The sequence below is a fragment of the Rhodococcus sp. OK611 genome (assembly GCF_003050885.1).
GTDB classification, from domain to species: domain Bacteria; phylum Actinomycetota; class Actinomycetes; order Mycobacteriales; family Mycobacteriaceae; genus Rhodococcus_G; species Rhodococcus_G oryzae.
In genome coordinates, this window is sequence record NZ_QAOZ01000010.1 from 175,128 (window position 1) to 193,775 (window position 18,648).

General features: G+C 69.2%; 18 protein-coding genes. 10 read left to right on the forward strand and 8 right to left on the reverse strand.

Going from position 1 to position 18,648, the window contains the following annotated elements; translation table 11 throughout:
* The first annotated feature begins 229 nt into the window (after nucleotides 1–229).
* Together C8K38_RS14445 and C8K38_RS14450 are read left to right on the forward strand one after the other, a co-directional pair.
* A complete protein-coding gene (locus C8K38_RS14445; protein WP_097212279.1) occupies nucleotides 230–1,198 on the forward strand; it encodes a helix-turn-helix transcriptional regulator in 969 nt (322 codons plus the stop codon).
* A gap of 110 nt (nucleotides 1,199–1,308) precedes the next feature.
* Nucleotides 1,309–1,920, forward strand: a complete 612-nt coding sequence (locus tag C8K38_RS14450; protein WP_097212278.1) for a TIGR03086 family metal-binding protein — start codon at nucleotides 1,309–1,311, stop codon at nucleotides 1,918–1,920.
* A 74-nt stretch (nucleotides 1,921–1,994) separates the two neighbouring features.
* Here the strand turns inward: C8K38_RS14450 and C8K38_RS27685 are convergent, their stop codons facing one another.
* Both C8K38_RS27685 and C8K38_RS14455 read right to left on the reverse strand, forming a co-directional pair.
* Nucleotides 1,995–2,120 carry a hypothetical protein gene (locus tag C8K38_RS27685; RefSeq protein ID WP_257017510.1) on the reverse strand — a complete coding sequence of 42 codons (126 nt, stop codon included), beginning with the start codon at nucleotides 2,118–2,120 and terminating at the stop codon, nucleotides 1,995–1,997.
* On the reverse strand, nucleotides 2,120–3,553 hold the full coding sequence (locus C8K38_RS14455) for an MFS transporter (RefSeq protein ID WP_097212403.1): 1,434 nt from the start codon (nucleotides 3,551–3,553) through the stop codon (nucleotides 2,120–2,122). The genes C8K38_RS27685 and C8K38_RS14455 overlap by 1 nt, the downstream gene beginning before the upstream one ends.
* Before the next feature lie 188 nt (nucleotides 3,554–3,741).
* Between C8K38_RS14455 and C8K38_RS14460 the strand changes: the two genes are divergently transcribed.
* Genes C8K38_RS14460 through C8K38_RS14470 form a run of 3 tightly spaced genes read left to right on the forward strand, consistent with a single transcriptional unit; the run spans nucleotide 3,742 to nucleotide 7,113 of the window.
* Complete coding sequence (locus C8K38_RS14460) at nucleotides 3,742–3,951, forward strand: heavy-metal-associated domain-containing protein (protein WP_077042609.1); 210 nt, start codon at nucleotides 3,742–3,744, stop codon at nucleotides 3,949–3,951.
* An 8-nt stretch (nucleotides 3,952–3,959) separates the two neighbouring features.
* Nucleotides 3,960–4,841, forward strand: a complete 882-nt coding sequence (locus C8K38_RS14465; RefSeq protein WP_097212277.1) for a hypothetical protein — start codon at nucleotides 3,960–3,962, stop codon at nucleotides 4,839–4,841.
* A gap of 1 nt (nucleotide 4,842) precedes the next feature.
* Nucleotides 4,843–7,113, forward strand: coding sequence for a heavy metal translocating P-type ATPase (locus tag C8K38_RS14470; RefSeq protein WP_097212276.1), 2,271 nt, complete (start codon nucleotides 4,843–4,845; stop codon nucleotides 7,111–7,113).
* A 71-nt stretch (nucleotides 7,114–7,184) separates the two neighbouring features.
* On the opposite strand, the gene C8K38_RS14475 is transcribed toward C8K38_RS14470, so the two are convergent.
* The 3 genes from C8K38_RS14475 to C8K38_RS27985 all read right to left on the reverse strand — a co-directional run bounded on the left by C8K38_RS14475 (nucleotide 7,185) and on the right by C8K38_RS27985 (nucleotide 9,747).
* Entirely contained in the window at nucleotides 7,185–7,442 is a 258-nt protein-coding gene (locus C8K38_RS14475) for a hypothetical protein (RefSeq protein WP_143548466.1), read from the reverse strand.
* 191 nt (nucleotides 7,443–7,633) lie between these two features.
* Entirely contained in the window at nucleotides 7,634–8,548 is a 915-nt protein-coding gene (gene rsmA, locus C8K38_RS14480) for a 16S rRNA (adenine(1518)-N(6)/adenine(1519)-N(6))-dimethyltransferase RsmA (protein WP_179800583.1), read from the reverse strand.
* Nucleotides 8,549–8,619: 71 nt separating this feature from the next.
* Nucleotides 8,620–9,747 (reverse strand): resuscitation-promoting factor, encoded by a 1,128-nt coding sequence (locus C8K38_RS27985; protein WP_097212274.1) that lies wholly within the window; start codon nucleotides 9,745–9,747, stop codon nucleotides 8,620–8,622.
* A gap of 182 nt (nucleotides 9,748–9,929) precedes the next feature.
* Between C8K38_RS27985 and C8K38_RS14490 the strand changes: the two genes are divergently transcribed.
* Both C8K38_RS14490 and C8K38_RS14495 read left to right on the forward strand, forming a co-directional pair.
* Nucleotides 9,930–11,387 (forward strand): amino acid ABC transporter substrate-binding protein/permease, encoded by a 1,458-nt coding sequence (locus tag C8K38_RS14490; protein WP_179800582.1) that lies wholly within the window; start codon nucleotides 9,930–9,932, stop codon nucleotides 11,385–11,387.
* Nucleotides 11,384–12,148, forward strand: a complete 765-nt coding sequence (locus C8K38_RS14495) for an amino acid ABC transporter ATP-binding protein (RefSeq protein WP_097212272.1) — start codon at nucleotides 11,384–11,386, stop codon at nucleotides 12,146–12,148. Before C8K38_RS14490 ends, C8K38_RS14495 begins: the two co-directional genes overlap by 4 nt.
* 80 nt (nucleotides 12,149–12,228) lie before the next feature.
* On the opposite strand, the gene C8K38_RS14500 is transcribed toward C8K38_RS14495, so the two are convergent.
* Entirely contained in the window at nucleotides 12,229–12,765 is a 537-nt protein-coding gene (locus tag C8K38_RS14500; RefSeq protein WP_097212271.1) for a DUF6578 domain-containing protein, read from the reverse strand.
* Between the two features lie 128 nt (nucleotides 12,766–12,893).
* Complete coding sequence (locus tag C8K38_RS14505; protein WP_097212270.1) at nucleotides 12,894–13,721, reverse strand: TatD family hydrolase; 828 nt, start codon at nucleotides 13,719–13,721, stop codon at nucleotides 12,894–12,896.
* Nucleotides 13,722–13,741: 20 nt separating this feature from the next.
* Here C8K38_RS14505 and metG point away from each other — a divergent pair, with 20 nt between their 5' ends.
* From metG to C8K38_RS14520, 3 genes are all read left to right on the forward strand, one after another.
* Entirely contained in the window at nucleotides 13,742–15,322 is a 1,581-nt protein-coding gene (metG, locus tag C8K38_RS14510; protein ID WP_097212269.1) for a methionine--tRNA ligase, read from the forward strand.
* 1 nt (nucleotide 15,323) lies between these two features.
* The gene (locus C8K38_RS14515; protein ID WP_097212268.1) at nucleotides 15,324–16,508 is read left to right on the forward strand and encodes a DUF2786 domain-containing protein; all 1,185 of its coding nucleotides are present in this window, start codon (nucleotides 15,324–15,326) and stop codon (nucleotides 16,506–16,508) included.
* 93 nt (nucleotides 16,509–16,601) lie between these two features.
* Nucleotides 16,602–17,657, forward strand: coding sequence for a DUF2786 domain-containing protein (locus C8K38_RS14520; protein ID WP_245221034.1), 1,056 nt, complete (start codon nucleotides 16,602–16,604; stop codon nucleotides 17,655–17,657).
* A 6-nt stretch (nucleotides 17,658–17,663) separates the two neighbouring features.
* On the opposite strand, the gene C8K38_RS14525 is transcribed toward C8K38_RS14520, so the two are convergent.
* Nucleotides 17,664–18,587, reverse strand: a complete 924-nt coding sequence (locus C8K38_RS14525; protein WP_097212266.1) for a LysR family transcriptional regulator — start codon at nucleotides 18,585–18,587, stop codon at nucleotides 17,664–17,666.
* Nucleotides 18,588–18,648 lie beyond the last annotated feature (61 nt).

Genomic DNA, 18,648 nt, shown 5'->3' on the forward strand with positions numbered 1-18,648 from the left:
GCACCCGCGGTCGCGAATTCATTCCACTGCGACACAACATGATTCGTAATACGCAACGAGTCACGCAGACCACACGGCCACGCCAGGCACACCGCTAGTGATCCACTCGACCGAGGGGGAGGTTGTCGGGGGCACCCTCGGTGAGTCGACCCGAGAACGTCCCCCTCGAGCTGGCGTCAGCCTGCTAATGCGGACCACAACTGTCCGCATTGGCTGGCAGGGTGTAGCCATGCGGGAAACCTCGGCGAGACTGCTCCGACTGCTGTCGCTGCTGCAGATGCGGCGGGAGTGGTCGGGCGCGGACCTGGCGGAACGGCTCGACGTGACGCCGCGAACGGTGCGCCGCGACGTGGACAAGCTGCGCGACCTGGGCTATCCGGTCAACGCGAGCGTGGGCGTCGGGGGCGGGTATCAGCTCGGCGCAGGCGCGGAGATGCCGCCGTTGCTGCTGGACGACGAAGAGGCGCTGGCCGTCGCCTTCGGGCTGCAGTCCGGCGCCACCGGATCGGTCGAGGGCCTCGGCGATTCCTCGCTGCGCGCGCTCACCAAGCTGCGACAGGTGATGCCCTCGCGGCTGCGGCACCGCCTCGACGCGCTGCGGATCGACGTGGTGCCGCAGGGTGCGCCCCGGTCCGCGGTCGACGCGAAGGTGCTCTCCGCGATCGCCTCGCTCTGCCACGTGCACGAGCGGCTGCGCTTCGACTACCGCACCAACGACGGCACCGAGAGCAGGCGAGAGGTCGAACCGCACCGACTGGTCCGGGCCGGGGCGCGGTGGTACCTGGTCGCCTGGGACCTGACCCGCGAGGACTGGCGGTCGTTCCGGGTGGACCGGATGACCCCGAAGACACCCAGCGGACCCCGGTTCACCCCGCGCGAGCTGCCGACCGGCGACGCCGCCGCGTTCGTCTCCAGCGGCATCAGTCGAGCCCTCAGCCAGGTCACGGCGCGGGTACTGCTGGACGCCCCGATCGAGCAGATCGCCCCGATGGTCGACGAGTACTGGGGTGCGCTCGAGTCGGCCGACGGCGACCGCTGCGTGATCGAGCTGCGCGGCGAGTCGGCCGCAGGCATCGCCGGATGGCTCACCGCCTTCGGCGTCGACTTCACGGTGCTCGACCCACCGGAGCTCCGCGAGGAGTGTCTTCAGCGAGCCGAACACCACGCGATGCTCAGCGAGCGCTACCGCCGGAGCTGAGCGCGACGGTTCACTGCTCGCCGCCCGGCGGGCGGAACCCCCTTGCTTCGCAAGCCCTCCGAATGGTCAAATAACCGTACGATCGTTCGTACATATTAAGGGAGGTATCGATGGACCTGCGCGAGCACTATCGGGAGGTACTCGGACTGACGGGAGCCCTCGTCGCCGACCTGGGCGAGCATCAACTCGATCTCCCGACACCCTGCGACGAGTGGGACGTCCGGGCGATGATCTGCCACCTGACCGCCAACACCCTGGCGATGCGCTCGCACCTGTCCGGCACCGCCGACAGCACGCATGCGGAACTCACCGGTGACGCACCACGGACACCGAACCCCCGCGCCGACTTCGAAACGGCCGCACGCGAACTCGACTCGGTCCTGACCGACGATGCCGTCCTGAGCCGGAGCGTCGCCGTCGCGGGCTCCGGGACGGTGCCCGGCTCGATCGCCATCGGTGTCCACTTCGTCGACGTCCTCACCCACGGATGGGACCTGAGCCGGGCGGCCGGCATCGACTACCGTCCCGCGGATCGTCGGGTGGCCACCGCGGTGCGGTTCGCCGCCGGCTACCCCGACTCACCCGCCATGCGCGGGCCGGGCGCGCTGTTCGCCCCGGTCCGGCCCCTCGACCCGGACGCCCCCGTCCTCGACAAACTGGTCGCACTCCTCGGTCGCGATCCGCGTTGGGCCCCCGCAGCACGGGCCCGAGATCGCCGGTGATGCTGCGGGGCGCCGACGCGCCGCGTGGAAACTCGCCCACAGCGGAGCGCCGGCGTCCCATGACCCACCGATGCTCAGCGCTCGCCGTCGCGGGAGCGCGGATCCAGCCGGACCCGCATGGCGGCCAGCAGGCAGCCCGCCGCGCAGCGCAGCACGGCCCTGACCCTCGGGTCGTCCAGCCGGACCGCTCCCCCCGCCATCAGACCGTCACCGACTCGGCATCCGGCGCGGACGCCCGCGAACCGCGCAGTGTCAGACCGGCCAGAACGGCGCCGACCAAGGCCACGCCCGCCGCGACCAGGAACGCCGCCGAGAACCCGTCCGTCAGGGCGCCGCGATCCCCGAGTTCGTTCGCCCCGAGCGCGGCACCGACCGCCGTCGCGGCGGCCAGACCCAGCGCGGAGCCGAGCTGATAGCTGGTGTTGACGATGCCCGACGCCAGTCCGCCCTCCTCCGGCCGGGCGCTGGAGATCGCAGTGCCCAGCGAGGGGATGAAGGCCAGTGCCATGCCGAGCGCCGAGACCAGCGACGCGGGCAGCACGTCGACCCAGAAGTTGCCGTCCGGGCGAACCAGCGACAGCCAGGCCAGGCCCACCGACAGCAGGATCAGGCCCGAAACCACCATCGGCTTCGGCCCGAACCTCGCGATCAGCCGGGGCGCGAGCACGATCATGCCGATCATGATCAGCGCCGTCATCGGGATGAGGGCGGCGCCGCTGGGGAACGCCGAGTAGCCGAGCACCTGCTGCAGATACAGGTTCAGGAAGAACCACATCGGGATCCACGCGGCCCCGAGCAGGAACTGCGCCAGGTTGGCGGCGCCCAGGTTGGGGGTCCGAAAGATCGCGAGCCGGACCAGTGGTTCGCGCCGCCGGGACTGGATCACCACGAACCCCGCGATCAGCGCCGCCGCGGCGAGCAGGGTCCCCCGCGTCTGCGCGGCGGCCCAGCCGACCTCGGGGGCGCGGACGACACCGAAGACCGCCGCCCCGATGCCGAGGGTGACGGTGAGCGCACCGAGCAGGTCGACGCCGCCGGTCGCGCCACCGCGGCCGCCGGGCAGCAGAGCGGGCGCCGCGACGAGCGCGATCACCGCGATCGGGATGTTGATGAAGAACACCCGCGGCCACGAGGCGTACTCGGTGAGCAGTCCGCCAAGGAACACGCCCGCGGTTCCACCGGCCGGTGCCGCGGCGCCGTAGACGGCCAGCGCCCTGGTCAGCTCCCGCGGGGTGGACCCGAACAGCATCATCAGCAGGGTGAGCGCGGCGGGCGCGATCAGCGCGGCGCCCACGCCCTGCACCGCCCGCCCGATGAGTTCGGTGGGCACGTTGCCCGCCAGACCCGCGGCCGCCGACCCCGCCAGCAGGACGAGCCAGCCGAGGCCGAACATCCGGCGCGCGCCGTACAGGTCGGACAGCCGCCCGCCGAGGAGCAGCATCCCCCCGAACATCACCACGTACGCGTTGAACACCCAGGTGAGATTCCCCTGGGTGAAGCCGAGATCCTCGCGCATCTCCGGCAGGGCGACGCCGATGATCGACGTGTCCATGATCACCACAAACTGCGCGAGCGCAATCAACCCCAGCGCCAACCATTTTCGGGTCTGGGCGGGGTCCTGTGTCCGATTCATCTCGTTCACTCCTTCTGATAATCCGGGCGACTGTGTCGGCGAATGCCGTGTGTTGGTTTATACCCCCTGGGGGTATAAACCCGCAACACTCGAATGAGACTTGCGGACACCTACCCCCTGGGGGTACCTTCATCCATGCTAGAGCCCATACCCCCCAGCGGTATGAAGCCACACAGAGGGAGAACGACATGACCATCGCGAACTACACCGTCACCGGCATGACCTGCGGCCACTGCGCGGGCTCGGTCCGCGCCGAGGTCGGCAAGCTCGGCGGGGTCACCGACATCGCGGTCGACGTCCCCACCGGCCGGCTCACCATCACCAGCGCCGCGCCGCTCGACGAATCGGCCGTGCTCGGCGCTGTCGACGAGGCCGGCTACTCGGCCACTCCCGCATAGGGACGGCCATGAACACCCCGATCAAACTCGCCGCCTACGCCGGAGGGCTCGCCGTGATCTTCGCGGCGGCCCTCGGGCTGGGCGCGGCAACAGGAAGCCCGATCGACATGTCGAACACCCACGACACCACCACCCACGGCGGACACGCTGACGCGGGCACCGCCGTCGCCACCGCCCCCGCGGGCCTTCAGGTCTCCGAGCAGGGCTACACCCTGTCCGAGGTCACCGCACCCACCGAAGCCAACAACCCCGGCGCACTGAACTTCCGGATCCTCGGCCCGTCCGGCGCCGCGGTCACCGAGTACGACGAGCTACACGAGAAGCAGCTGCACCTGATCGTGGTCCGCAGCGACACCAGCGAATTCCGCCACGTCCACCCGGTCCGGGCAACGGACGGCACCTGGTCCCTCGACTGGAGTTGGCCGAGGGGTGGCACCTACCGCGTGTTCGCTGACTTCCAGCCGACCGGCGGTCCGCAGCTGACGCTCGGCCGCAATGTCGACGTCGCCGGCGACTTCGCCCCGGCCCCGCTGCCCCGGGAAACTCGGGTCGCCGAGGTGGACGGCTACCAGGTCACCCTGTCCGGCGACCTCAGCACCGCGGGCGGAAAGCTGACCCTGACCGTGGCCCGCGACGGCAAACCGGTGACCGACCTGCAGCCGTACCTCGGCGCGTTCGGGCACCTGGTCGCGCTGCGCACCGGCGACCTCGCCTACCTGCACGTGCACCCGCAAGGCGAACCCGGCGACGGCGTCACCGCGCCCGGACCGGGCGTCAGATTCCACGCGCAGGCGCCGTCCGACGGCACCTACCGCCTGTTCCTCGACTTCCAGCACGAGAACGTAGTCCGCACAGCGGAATTCACGGTCTCCACCCACGAAGGCCACTGACATGACCACCGAGTACCTCGCTCCCGAGACCACCGACACCGCCAGCATCGAGCTCGCCATCGGCGGGATGACCTGCGCCTCCTGCGCGGCCAGGATCGAGAAGCGGCTCAACAAGATGGAGGGCGTGACCGCCACCGTCAACTACGCCACCGAGAAGGCCAAGGTCGTCTTCGACCCCGCGGTCACCTCGGCCGACCTCATCGCCGAGGTCGAGAAGGCGGGCTACTCGGCCACCGTTCCCCAGCCGCCCTCGACCGACCGCGAGGGCGACGCCGACGCCGAGCCCGAGGACGAGCAGTCGAGGGCACTCACCGCCCTGCGCACCCGGCTGATCGTCTCGGCGATCCTGTCCGTCCCCGTCATCGCCATGGCGATGATCCCGGCGCTGCAGTTCACCAACTGGCAGTGGCTGTCACTCACGCTGGCCGCACCGGTCATCGTGTGGGCGGGGCTGCCGTTCCACAAGGCCACCTGGGCGAACCTCAAGCACGCCGCCGCCACGATGGACACCCTGATCACCATCGGCACCGGCTCGGCGTTCCTCTGGTCGCTGTACGCGCTGTTCTTCGGTACCGCGGGAGAACCCGGGATGACGCACCCGTTCTCGCTCACCATCGGGCGCACCGACGGCGCCGCCAACATCTACCTCGAGGTCGCCGCGGGCGTCATCACATTCGTGCTCGCGGGCCGGTACTTCGAGCAGCGTTCCAAGCGGCGGGCCGGGGCCGCCATGCGCGCGCTGTTCGAGCTCGGGGCCAAGGAGGTCTCGGTGCTCCGCAGCGGCGTCGAGACCCGCATTCCGGCAACGGAACTCGCGGTCGATGACCTGTTCGTGGTGCGACCGGGAGAGAAGATCGCCACCGACGGCCAGGTCGTCGAGGGCCGATCAGCGGTGGACATGTCGATGCTGACCGGTGAATCCGTCCCGATCGAGGTGGCCGAGGGCGATGCGGTGGTCGGTGCGACCGTCAACGCAGGCGGCAGGCTCGTCGTCCGGGCGACCAGGGTCGGCGCCGACACCCAGCTGGCCCAGATGGCCGCCCTGGTGGAGGACGCGCAGAACGGGAAGGCCCAGGTGCAGCGCCTGGCCGACACCATCGCCGGGGTCTTCGTGCCGATCGCCATCGCGATTGCCGTTGCCGCGCTGGGCTACTGGATCGGAACGGGCAACCCGCTGTCGGTCGCGTTCACGGCCGCGGTCGCGGTGCTCATCATCGCCTGCCCTTGCGCGCTCGGGCTCGCCACCCCGACGGCCCTGCTCGTCGGCACCGGGCGCGGCGCCCAGATGGGCATCCTGATCAAGGGACCCGAGGTGCTCGAGTCCACCCGCAAGGTGGACACCATCGTGCTGGACAAGACCGGCACGGTAACCACCGGCAAGATGACGCTGCAGGACGTGATCGTGGCCGAGGGCACCGACCGCGCCGAGGCGCTGCGCCTGGCAGGCGCCCTGGAGCACGCCTCCGAGCACCCGATCGCCAAGGCGATCGCGACCGCCGCCGCGGCCGACACGACCGGTCCCCTGCCGTCGGTGGAGGGGTTCGAGAACGTCGAGGGCCGTGGGGTCCAGGGCATCGTCGACGGGCACGCCGTGGTCGCGGGCCGGACGTCCCTGCTCGAGGACTGGTCGCTGCACCTGCCGGTGGCGTTGAGCGAGGCGAAGGCGGCCGCCGAGAACGCGGGCAAGACCGCCATCGCGGTCGGCTGGGACGGCGCGGCGCGGGCCGTGCTGGTGGTCGCCGACGCGGTGAAGGACACCAGCGCCGAAGCGATCGCGCAGTTCAAGCGACTCGGCCTCGAACCGGTGCTGCTGACCGGCGACAACGCGGCGGCCGCCAGGAGCGTGGCCGATCAGGTCGGCATCGACACGGTGCTGGCGGAGGTCATGCCCGCGGACAAGGTCGACGCGGTCAAGGAGCTGCAGGCCCGCGGGAAGGTGGTCGCGATGGTGGGCGACGGCGTCAACGATGCCGCCGCCCTGGCCCAGGCGGACCTGGGTCTGGCGATGGGCACCGGCACCGACGCGGCGATCGAGGCCAGCGACATCACCCTGGTCCGCGGCGACCTGCGCTCGGCCGCCGACGCGATCCGGTTGTCCCGCAGGACACTCGGCACCATCCGCGGCAACCTGTTCTGGGCGTTCGCCTACAACGCGGCGGCGATCCCGCTCGCCGCGGCCGGCCTGCTCAACCCGATGCTCGCCGGTGCCGCGATGGCGTTCTCCAGCGTCTTCGTGGTGAGCAACAGCCTGCGGCTGCGCCGGTTCAAGTAGCAGCGGCTACGCCGCTTGTGCGCGTGTTGCACCTCAGTTGGGGTGCAACACGCGCACAGGCGCGTCAGCGCCTACATGCCCGGCTTGGGTCCGGGCTCAGAACTCCCGAGAATGTCCATCGCCACGAAACGACCGACCGCGTTGAGAATCTCGCCGAAGGGGCTCGGAATCTCAAGGTCAGAGGATCCGGTGACGTCGGCGAGGGATCCGCCGGGGAGGGAATTGGCCGGGACGGCGGAGGCAGCGCCCGCTCCGGCGGCGAGGCCACCGGCCAGCACTGCCGAGGCGACAACGGTGGCCGCGAGTCGACGCATCATGGGACGAGGCATGGACAGACTCCAATCAGTAGCAAAGATTAGGTCACGCATCGGCGGCGTAGAACCGCACTGGCGCCGAGCACGCTTCGCGTCAACGTACAGTCAACAAGACAGTCCGGCGTAGAAATCCGCATACTGTTGCTGCCCTTGGTGATTCGTTAAACGCAACATGCTCCCAATGGAGCTAAGACGTAAGTGCCGTGTCAGCCGATCGAGTCGGACGGCCCGACCCCCGCCAGCCGCACATAGGCAGCCGCGTCGAGCGTCTCGCCGCGCGCGGACGGGTCGATCCCCGCCGCCACCAGTCGGCGCTCGGCCTCGACGGGCGAACCCGCCCAGGTCGCGAGCGCGGCACGCAGTGTCTTGCGCCGCTGCGCGAAGGCCGCATTGACCACGGCCCACACCCGCTGCCGATGCTCCTCGTCGATCGGCCACGGCGGCTCGGCGTAGCGGTCCACCCGCACCAGCCCGGACTCCACCTTCGGAACCGGCCAGAAGACCTGACGGCCGACGGCACCCGCGCGCCGGACGTCACCGAAGAACCGGGCCTTGACGCTGGGCACCCCGTAGATCTTGTTGCCGGGCACCGCGGCGAGCCGGTCCGCGACCTCCGCCTGCACCATCACCAGGGCGGTGCGCAGGCTGGGAAACTCGGAGAACAGGTGCAGCAACACCGGCACGGCGACGTTGTAGGGCAGGTTCGCGACCAGCGCGGTCGGCGCGGCGGGCAGGTCTGCGGGCATCACCTTCATGGCGTCGGCGCCCACGACCGTCAGCCGGTCCGCCAGCTCGGGAGCCCGTTTCGACGCGGTGTCCGGGAGCCTGGCGGCGAGCACAGGGTCGATCTCGACGGCGATGACCGAGTCGACCGCGTCGAGCAGGGCCAGCGTCAGCGAGCCGAGCCCGGGGCCGACCTCGAGCACGATGTCCTCGCGGCCGACACCGGCCGTGGTCACGATCCGGCGCACCGTGTTGGCGTCGTGCACGAAGTTCTGGCCGAGCTGCTTGGTGGGTCGCACGCCAAGCTCGGCGGCGAGCGCACGCACCTCGACGGGGCCGAGCAGAGCGGCCTTGCCACGCGGGTTCCCCTCGGCGGGGTTCACCTCGGGGCTGGTCACAGGGGGTTCACCTCGGGGTTTGTCACGAGATGAACCTATCGCCTCTGCCGAGCTGCCGCGAAATCCGACACTCAGCGCATGCCGAGGCGGGACGTGCAGGCCGGCCACGCGCCCCAGCCCTGGGTCGCCTGCGTCCTGCTCGCGATGGCGATCTGCTCCTCGCGGGTGGCCAGGTCGGCGCGCGGCGCGTACCGCAGTCCGCCCTGCCGCTCCCAGGTGTTCTGGTCGAACTGCACGCCGCCATAGAAGCCGTTACCGGTGTTGATCGCCCAGTTTCCGGTCGCCTCGCACTGCGCGAGCGCGTCCCAGGTGGCGCCGTTGCTCACCGGCGGAACCTCGGTGCCCGGCTTGGCGCCGACCCGGACCACCTTCGGCTGAGCGGGGGTGGTGACGACGGCATCGAGCTGCTGGCGGCCGGTCTCGGCGCCGTTGACCTTGGTGACCGCAAAGGTGACGTCGTGCACGCCGGGGGCGCCGGGGTTCTCCACGATGGTCTTACTCATGTTCATCGTCGGGTCCTCGATGCGCTGCTCCGGCGGCAGGAGCGGCAGCGTCTCGGTCACGTTCTCGGTGCGCGTGCGGGTGACCGCGATCTGCATGCCGTCCGTGATCTTGGCGTCGGCCGCGGGCGCCACGGTGTCGGTCGGCTCGAGCGGCACGCCCTTGGCGGCCAGCAGTTCGCCCACCGTCGGCGCGGCCAACCGGACCTCGGCCGCGGCGGCGGCGCCGTCGACCAGGCTGACCAGCTTGGGGCTCACCACGTCGAGGGCGGCGCCGTCGAGCGGGAGTCGCTGCGAGCGGGAGGCGGAGACGTGCACGTCCGCCTCGAGCCGCTGCTGCTGCAGTGCCTCGTCCACCGTCAGCGCGGTGGTCCAGATGGTGCGCGGCTCGCCGTCGACGGTGAGCGCGAGCTCGCGGGCGCGACGCAGCACCACCGTCGAGCCGTCGGCGACGGCGGAATCGGCGGCGGGCGCCACCACATCCTTGTCACCGACCGAGTAGCCGGCGTCGGCGAGGACGTCGACCACCTCGGTGCTCATCGTGCTCAACGCGATCGTCTCCCCGTCGACGTCCACGGTGACCGTCTTGTGGCGGAACACCGCGAGCAGTCCACCCGCGATCAGGGTGAGGAGCAGGGCCCCGACGACCACGCGCAGGAGCGGGGAGTTGGCGTTGTTGATCCGAGCAAAAGGTGACACGAGGAGTCCTGAGGGCCGACGGTCATCGGGGGTATTCCCGACGCGGTTCGATCACAGTACGGTAACGAGCAGGCGGACTCCTGGCAACCGCGAGTCCCTGACCAGCGCAAATAAAGGTCTCAGAACGGTACACAGCGCCGAGTCGTTTGCTCATGGAATCGTGACCAGGAATGCTCACGCGGATGCGTACACAATCGCGCCGAAGACTCGACCGACTACCCGTCGTGATCGGCCTCCTCGCCCTGCTCGCCCTCGTCCTCGGAGTCGGGACCGCCAACGCGCAATCCGACCCCGACAAGACCTACGTCATCGCCACCGACGTGACCTTCGCTCCGTTCGAGTTCCAGAACGAGCAGGGCGACTTCGTCGGCATCGACATGGACCTGCTCAAGGCCATCTCCGAGGACCAGGGATTCCGGTACCAGGTCAAGCCGCTCGGCTTCAACGCCGCCGTCCAGGCGCTGCAGTCGCGTCAGGTCGACGGGGTCATCGCCGGAATGTCGATCACCGACGAGCGCAAGCTGGTCTTCGACTTCTCCGATCCGTACTTCGACTCCGGCGTCCAGATGGCGGTCGCGAAGTCGAACGACGACATCGAGTCCTACGAGGACCTCAGGGGCAAGCGGGTCGCGATCAAGACCGGCACCGAGGGCGCGATGTTCGCCGAGTCCATCAAGGACAAGTACGGCTTCACCACCGTCACCTTTGACGACTCCGCCAGCATGTACGACGACGTCAAGACCGGTAACTCGGTCGCGGTCTTCGACGACTACCCGGTGCTGCTGTACGGCATCGCGCAGGGCAACGGCCTCAAGGCGGTCGGCGAGAAGGAGGCGGGCAACTCCTACGGGTTCGCGGTCTCCAAGGGCCAGAACGCCGAGCTGATCCAGAAGTTCAACGCCGGGCTCGCGAACCTGCGCGCCAGCGGGCAGTACGACAAGATCCTCGACACCTACCTCGGTGAGGGTGCGCAGGAGGCCCAGGGCGGGAACAACTTCTTCTCGCTCCTCAAGGACACCTACCCGCAGCTGCTCAAGGGCCTGTGGATGACCATCGTGCTGACCGTGGTCTCGCTCGCGATCGCGCTGGTGCTCGGCCTGATATTCGGGTTCCTGCGGGTCTCGCACCGCAAGGTCCTGCGCGCCATCGGCGTCACCTATGTGGACATCTTCCGCGGCACCCCGCTGCTGGTGCAGGCGTTCTTCATCTACTTCGGCATCCCGGCCGCGCTCGGCTTCCAGATGCCGGCGTTCACCGCGGGCGTGATCACATTGAGCCTGAACGCGGGCGCCTACATCACCGAGATCATCCGCGGCGGCATCCAGTCCGTCGACAAGGGCCAGATGGAGGCCTCCCGCAGCCTCGGCATGAACTACATGGCCTCGATGCGCAAGGTGGTGCTGCCGCAGGCGGTGCGCACCATGATGCCGTCGTTCGTCAACCAGGCGGTCATCACGCTCAAGGACACCTCGATCCTGTCGGTGATCGGCATCGCCGAGCTCACCCAGACCGGCAAGATCATCATCGCGAGGAACTTCGAGTCCTTCAACATGTGGCTGATCGTCGGCATCTTCTACTTCGTCATCATCATGGCGCTGACCAAACTGTCCGACCGGCTCGAAAAGAGGATCAACGCATGACCGAGTCGTCAGCGGCGCCGGTTGCGTCGCCCACCACCAAGATTCAGGTCTCCGGCCTCAAGAAGGCGTACGGGGACAACGAGGTGCTCAAGGGCATCGACGTGGACATCGCGAACGGCGAAGTGGTCTGCGTGATCGGTCCCTCCGGGTCCGGCAAGAGCACCTTCCTGCGCTGCCTGAACAAGCTCGAGGACATCACCGACGGCACCGTGATCGTCGATGGCTACGACCTGACCGACAAGAAGGTCGACATCGACAAGGTGCGCCAGCACATCGGCATGGTGTTCCAGCACTTCAACCTCTTCCCGCACATGACCGCGCTGGAGAACGTGATGCTGGCGCCGGTGCAGACCAAGCGCGCCACCAAGGAGGAGGCGAGGGCGACCGGGCAGAGACTGCTCGAGCAGGTGGGTCTCGGCGAGAAGGCGAACGCCAAGCCCGCCAACCTGTCCGGTGGGCAGAAGCAGCGCGTGGCGATCGCAAGGGCGCTGGCCATGAACCCGGACATCATGCTGTTCGACGAGGCCACCAGCGCGCTCGACCCGGAGATGGTCGGCGAGGTGCTGCAGGTGCTGCGCGACCTCGCCGATCAGGGCATGACGATGGTCGTGGTGACCCACGAGATGGGCTTCGCCCGCGAGGTGGCCGACCGGGTGATCTTCATGGCCGACGGGTTCGTCGTCGAGGAGGGCACCCCCGCGGAGCTGTTCGGGAACCCGCAGCAACCGCGCACCCAGGACTTCCTCAAGAAGGTCCTGTAGGCCGAGCACGCGCCGCTCGCCGAGTGTGCAGCTATCGTCCATTGCTCTCGGGCGATGCCCCGACAACTGCACACTCGGCGTCAGCCCCGGACCGCCAGCTCCATCACCACCCCGGTCTGCTTGCGGCAGTCCATGCCGGACACGAAGGTCCCGCTGCCGCCGAACCACCCGGGGCTCTTCGATACCGAGGTCCGCACCGCGGTCCCCTGGATTGGGCACCACGCGCCGATTTCGTTCTCGCGGTACAGCTCGTCGAGCAGGTACACGCCCAGAACCGAGCCGGTGGTGCTGTCGAATCCATCCGGGACGTCCGCGCCGTGCACCGTCCCCCACAGCCGCCCGCGTAGCCCGGCGGGATGGTCGGACAGGTCGTCAGGAGCGTCTCGCCAGTAGGCGCTGACGCCCCCGGCGCTGAGCTTGCGGCTGATCCGATCCCAGCGGACGGGTCGGCGGATGACCTCCGGCTCGGTGTCGTCTGCGGTGTAGGCGAGCACCCACGTCGCCTCGCGGCCCACCTCGGGCGGTGGGGCGCAGCACTCGATCTCCCACGCCGCGATGTACACGTCGATGATGTCGACGCCGCGGTCGACGGGAGTCGCATTCGTGAACCCGTGCATTCGTCGCCTACCCGTGCGGCCCAATTTACTCGCCGAGTGAGCAGTTGCCGTCGCTCGCTCTCGGTCGATGCGACCATCCCCCAAGCACCTCGTGCAGGGAGGTACCCCCACTGCACTCTCGGCGGGGGCTAGATCCGGTACACGCGGCGGGCGGTCGCGGTCGAGGCCCGCGCCAGCTCGATCGGGTCCTGGCCGCGCGTGTTGGCCAGCGCCCGGACCGTGTACGGCAGGCAGTACGGCTCGTTCGGTGCGCCCCGGAACGGGTGCGGAGTGAGGAACGGCGCGTCGGTCTCGACGATCAGCTGATCGTCGGGCACCAGCTTCGCGGCCTCGTGCAGCTCGCGCGCGTTCCGGAAGCTGACGGTGCCGGAGAAGCTGAGCACGTAGCCCGCCTCCACGCAAGCCAGCGCCATGTTCGCGTCGGAGGAGAAGCAGTGGAAGATGACCGTCTCCGGCGCGCCCTCGTCGATCAGCACCGCCAGCAGATCGTGGTCCGCCTCCCTGTTGTGGATCATCAGCGGCTTGCGCAGCCGCTTGGCGAGGTCGATGTGCCAGCGGAATCCCTCGACCTGCTCCTCGACGGTGGCGCAGCCCTCGAGCTTGCCCGGCCAGTAGTAGTCGAGCCCGGTCTCCCCCACCGCGACGGTTCGCGGATCGCCCGCGAGGCGCTCGATCTCGGCCTTGGTCGTGTCGTCGAGCACGTTCGCCCTGGTCGGATGGATGGCGGTCGCCGCGTACACCCGCGGGTCCCAGTTCGCGGCGTCCACCGCGAACCGTGCGGCGGCCAGATCGTCGGCCACCGTGACGACGCGACCGACGCCGACCCGCTCCGCGCGGTCGACGATCTCGGCCACCGACGCGGCGTCGGTGGCGCCGCACGCGTCGAGGTGGGTGTGTGAGTCGATCAGGGGCTCGAGCGGCTCTGGCAGGTCCGGGGCCGGACGGTCTCTTGGCACGCAGATAGAGTAGGCGCACCATGACTGTGTCACCCGCACCCAGCCGCCCCGAAGCCACCCGACCGCCGTTCTACATGACCACGGCGATCGCGTACCCGAACGGCGCCCCGCACGTCGGCCACGCGTACGAGTACATCGCCTCGGACGCCATCGCGCGTTTCAAGCGTCTCGACGGGTTCGACGTGTTCTTCATGACCGGCACGGACGAGCACGGCCAGAAGATGCAGCAGACCGCGGCCAAAGAGGACATCAGCGTCCAAGAGCTCGCGACAAGGAACTCCGACGTCTTCCAGGCGATGGACAAGACCCTTGGCATCTCCTACGACAGGTTCATCCGGACCACCGATGAGGATCATCAGGTCGCGTGCCAGGCGATCTGGGAGCGCATGGTCGAGGCCGGCGACATCTACCTCGACACCTACGCGGGCTGGTACTCGGTGCGCGACGAGGCGTTCCACACCGAGGCCGAGACCACCCTGCTCGACGACGGCTCACGCATCTCGACGCTGACGGGCACCCCCGTGGTGTGGACGGAGGAGTCCAACTACCTCTTCCGGCTCTCCGCGTACCAGGACAAGCTCCTCGCGCTGTACGAGTCGCAGCCCGAGTTCATCGCGCCCGACACCCGGCGCAACGAGATCGTCAGCTTCGTCAAGGGCGGCCTCAAGGACCTGTCGATCTCGCGCACCACCTTCGACTGGGGCGTTCCGGTGCCGGGCAACCCCGAGCACGTCATGTACGTGTGGGTCGACGCCCTCACCAACTACCTCACCGGCCTCGGCTACCCCGACGTCGAGTCGGAGGCGTTCACCAAGTTCTGGCCTGCGGATCTGCACATCATCGGCAAGGACATCAGCCGCTTCCACGCGGTGTACTGGCCGGCGTTCCTGATGTCCGCGGGCCTGGAGTTGCCGAAGCGCGTCTTCGTGCACGGCTTCCTCTACAACAAGGGCGAGAAGATGTCGAAGTCGGTCGGCAATGTCGTCGACCCGCTCCAGATGGTCGAGCAGTACGGCCTCGATGCATTGCGCTTCTTCCTGCTGCGGGAGATCTCGTTCGGCCAGGACGGCAGCTACAGCCACGAGTCCATCGTCACCCGGATGAACGCCGACCTGGCGAACGAGCTGGGCAACCTCGCGCAGCGCTCGCTGACGATGGTCGCCAAGAACTGCGACGCCCAGGTCCCCACCCCCGGCGATCTCACCGAGGACGACAGCGCGCTGCTGGCCAAGGCCGACGCCCTCCTCGAGGCGGTGCGCGCCGACTTCGACAAGCAGGCGCTGCACCAGGCGCTCGAGGCGATCTGGCACGTGCTCGGCGAGACCAACCGATACTTCTCGCAGCAGGAGCCGTGGGTGCTCCGCAAGACCGACCCGGCCCGGATGGCGACGGTGCTCTACGTGACCCTCGAGGTGGTGCGCATCGTCGGGATCCTGGTCCAGCCGGTGATGCCGGACTCCGGGGCGAAGATCCTGGACCTGCTCGGGCAGGACGAGGACGGCCGCGACTTCGCGAGCCTCGGCGTGCGGATCGTGGCGGGCAACCCGCTGCCTGCACCGTCGCCGGTGTTCCCCCGGTACGTGGAGCCCGAAACCGCCTGATATGACGAACGAGGGCGTGCCCGACGACGGCCGGCCGTCGGCCGAGGCAGCGGCGCTCCTCGACGCGCTCTCGGGCGCCTACGAGCGAGGTTGGCAACCCGCGGACCTGCTGCACCTGACCCGCAGGGCAGCCGAGTCGCCGCCCGGACTCGCCGCGGCCGTGCTGCTGTACGAGGCGCGGCTGAGCGGTGCGGCGGATCGGGCGCCAACGGAGTGGTCCGATCAGCTGCACACAGTCGGCGAGGTGTACCCGGACCAGGCTCGCCTGGCCGACCGGACGCCGGTCACCGGTCCACGTGGCGGGCACCTCGCCGGCGCCCTGACGGCCGGACGGTCTGGCTTCCTGGGATACCAGCTGTCCGAGCTGGCCGCGGAGTGGAACCGGCTGTCGGACTGGATGTTCCTCCTGCCCCCGCCGTCGCAGTGGCCGCCCGAAGGCGCGGCGGAACCCGAGGCGGTAGCCGCGGAACCCGCGACCACCGCGGATCCCAAGGTGCTTGGCCGGATCCGGGGGCTGCTCGCCAAGGCGGAGCGCACCGAGTTCGCGGAAGAGGCGGAGGCCTTCACCGCGAAGGCACAGGAACTCATGACGCGGTACGCGATCACCGCCGCCCTGCTGCGTTCACGCGCCCACGCGGGCGGAACCGTTGTGCACAGCCGCCGGTTCCATTTCGAGAACCCGTACCTGAAGGAGAAGGTGCACCTGCTGACCGCGATCGGCGACGCGAACCGGGTTCGTACCGTCCTGTTCGGCGACCTCGACATCGCCACCGCGGTCGGGACACCGGTCGATCTACAGCAGGTCGACCTGCTGTTCACCTCGCTGCTCGTCCAGTCGGCCCGCGCCTTGCAGTCCGGCGCCGCGGAGGGCCGCAGCGGTGCGCGCACCACGGGGTTCCGGAAGGCCTTCCTCGCCGGGTTCGCCAGCCGGATCGGACAGCGACTGCACGATGCCGACGCCACGGCGACCGAGGCGGCGGCCGCCGAGGAGTCCATCCCGTTGGGCGATCTGCTGCCGGTCCTCGCCACCACCTCCGCGGCGGTCGACGCGGAGTTCACCCGGCTGTTCCCCGGCACCACCAAGGCGAGGGCCCGGTCGGTGGACGCCAGGGGCTGGCATGCCGGGCGGGCCGCGGCGGACAACGCATCGCTGGCCAAGGGTGAGCGCGCCATCAGACGCAAGTAGCGCCGAACCCGCCCCCCACCTGCACCGGGAATACGTGTCGGACCCCCGGTGCAGACTGTCGCCATGAGCGATAATCGAACACACATTCGACAGATGTCCGCAGTCGACGCGCTCGCCCAGGCGTACGAGCGTGGCTGGCAGCCCGCCGATGTCATGCACGTCACCAGACGCGCAATCGACGCCACGGTGACCCCCACCGCGGCGGCGCTGGTCCTGGAAGAATCGCGACGAAGCCGCGCATGGTCGAGGGCTCCCCGGCAATGGCTGGACCAGCTACAGGCGATCGCGGACACGCATCCCGAAGCGCAGGAGATCGCGGCGGTGGACCAGGCGCACACCCGATCGCTCGGGTTCTTGTGGCAGCACCTGGGCCCCTGGACGGCACTGTGCCCACCGCCCTCCGCCTGGCCACGGCAGCGCAACGAAACGACGACTCAGCCCTCTAGCCCGGCAGATCTGAAGGTGTTGAACAAGATTCGCGGACTGCTCGCGAAGGCCGAGAGCACCGAGTTCACAGAAGAGGCAGAGACCCTCACTGCCAAGGCCCAGGAGCTGATGACCCGATATGCGATCAACTCCGCGCTGCTCGAGTCCGGTGAGCCCGGCGTCGGCGTCGGCGTCACCGTGCTCAGCAGGCGGGTCCACCTCGACAACCCTTACGTCAAGCAGAAGGCCCTGCTGCTCACCATGATCGGCCATGCCAATCATGTTCGTACCCTCTACAACTCGCGAATGGCCACCGCCACGATGGTCGGCGCTGCCGTCGATCTCGAACAGGTCGAGATGCTGTTCACCTCGTTGCTCATCCAGGCAACGAGGGCAATGAGCAAAGCGGGCGAGGACGGTTCGCGGTCCACATCGTTCCGCAAGGCCTTCCTGTTCGGTTTCGCCATCCGGATCGGTCAACGACTGACCGAGGCGGACAAGGCCGCGACAGCGCGGGTGGTTGTCGACGCCGAGGTCCGGTTCGGGGACCTGCTACCCCTCCTCGCCGGCCGTGCGGCGGCGGTGAAGGCCGAGGTGGACCGCCTGTTCGGTCCCACGAAGACATGGCAGCATTCCGCGGTCGATCCGCGGGGCGTGCTGGCCGGACGGTCGGCGGCCGACGCGGCGACGCTGTCGGCGGGCGGGCAGGCGATCGCGGGGTGAAGCGGATCAGAGGCGCGTGAGCCCATGCGCCCCTTCCGCGACCATGTCGTCGACCACCGCAATCAGCATGTCCTGCATCGCGCGCGCGGCGTGGGTCGGTTGCACATCGGCCCGGCGGGCCAGGGAAATGGTGCGGCTGAGCTCGGGCGCTTTCAGCCGCGCCGGACGCAGGCCGGGCCGGTGGGCCGCCACCAGCGACGGCACCACGGCCACACCGAGACCGCGCTCGACGAACCGCAGCACCCCCTCCATCTCCGCGCCCTCCACCGCGACCCGCGGCGTCAATCCGGCCCGCTGAAACGCGGCGTCGGTGGCCGCGCGCAGGTCGTACCCACGGTGGAACATCACCAGGGGGGAGCTCGCGAGTTCGTCGAGCGTCAGCGCACCTCGCGCGGTGAGCGGATCGGCGGCGGCCGAGGACACCACGACGAGGTCCTCCCGCAGCAGCGGCGTGACCTCGAGGGCCGCCTCGCCGCGGTCCTCGTTCGAGACGATCAACGCCATGTCGACCAGTCCGCCGGTCAACGCGTCGACCAGCCCGCGCGATCCACTCTCGTTCACGTTCAACGTGATCCCCGGGTACGCCGCGAGATAGCGCTCGAGAAGATCTGCGACGAGGCTGACGCACAGGCTCGGCGGCGCACCCAAGCGCACCCGGCCGCGCCGCAACCCGGTCAGCTCGGCGATTTCGCGGTACGCGAGCTCCTCGTCCGCGAGCATCCTGGTCGCCAACGGCAACAACGCCTCGCCCGCCGCGGTCAGCGCGATGTTTCCCCGCGCGCGGTGAAACAGGCTGGCGCCCAGGCTCTTCTCCAGCGCGAGGATCTGTCTGCTCAGCGACGGTTGGGCCAAGTGCACCTCGCGGGCCGCCTTGGTGAAATGCCCGGTGCGCGCGACGGCGAGGAAACAGGCGAGCTGCGTCAGGGTCATATCTATACGTCTAGTGCATCGAGACGACCCAAACAATGCATTGGAGTAATCATCACCCGCT

Excerpts from the sequence above, each read along its gene's own strand:
- C8K38_RS14445 (WP_097212279.1), top strand. The coding sequence starts at position 230 with ATGCGGGAAACCTCGGCGAGACTGCTCCGACTGCTGTCGCTGCTGCAG.
- C8K38_RS14500 (WP_097212271.1), bottom strand. The coding sequence starts at position 12,765 with ATGCACGGGTTCACGAATGCGACTCCCGTCGACCGCGGCGTCGACATC.
- C8K38_RS14490 (WP_179800582.1), top strand. The coding sequence starts at position 9,930 with ATGCGTACACAATCGCGCCGAAGACTCGACCGACTACCCGTCGTGATC.
- C8K38_RS14465 (WP_097212277.1), top strand. The coding sequence starts at position 3,960 with ATGAACACCCCGATCAAACTCGCCGCCTACGCCGGAGGGCTCGCCGTG.
- C8K38_RS27685 (WP_257017510.1), bottom strand. The coding sequence starts at position 2,120 with ATGGCGGGGGGAGCGGTCCGGCTGGACGACCCGAGGGTCAGGGCCGTG.
- C8K38_RS14525 (WP_097212266.1), bottom strand. The coding sequence starts at position 18,587 with ATGACCCTGACGCAGCTCGCCTGTTTCCTCGCCGTCGCGCGCACCGGG.
- C8K38_RS14515 (WP_097212268.1), top strand. The coding sequence starts at position 15,324 with ATGACGAACGAGGGCGTGCCCGACGACGGCCGGCCGTCGGCCGAGGCA.
- C8K38_RS14495 (WP_097212272.1), top strand. The coding sequence starts at position 11,384 with ATGACCGAGTCGTCAGCGGCGCCGGTTGCGTCGCCCACCACCAAGATT.
- C8K38_RS14470 (WP_097212276.1), top strand. The coding sequence starts at position 4,843 with ATGACCACCGAGTACCTCGCTCCCGAGACCACCGACACCGCCAGCATC.
- C8K38_RS14450 (WP_097212278.1), top strand. The coding sequence starts at position 1,309 with ATGGACCTGCGCGAGCACTATCGGGAGGTACTCGGACTGACGGGAGCC.
- C8K38_RS14520 (WP_245221034.1), top strand. The coding sequence starts at position 16,602 with ATGTCCGCAGTCGACGCGCTCGCCCAGGCGTACGAGCGTGGCTGGCAG.
- C8K38_RS14460 (WP_077042609.1), top strand. The coding sequence starts at position 3,742 with ATGACCATCGCGAACTACACCGTCACCGGCATGACCTGCGGCCACTGC.
- C8K38_RS14475 (WP_143548466.1), bottom strand. The coding sequence starts at position 7,442 with ATGCCTCGTCCCATGATGCGTCGACTCGCGGCCACCGTTGTCGCCTCG.
- C8K38_RS14455 (WP_097212403.1), bottom strand. The coding sequence starts at position 3,553 with ATGAATCGGACACAGGACCCCGCCCAGACCCGAAAATGGTTGGCGCTG.
- metG (WP_097212269.1), top strand. The coding sequence starts at position 13,742 with ATGACTGTGTCACCCGCACCCAGCCGCCCCGAAGCCACCCGACCGCCG.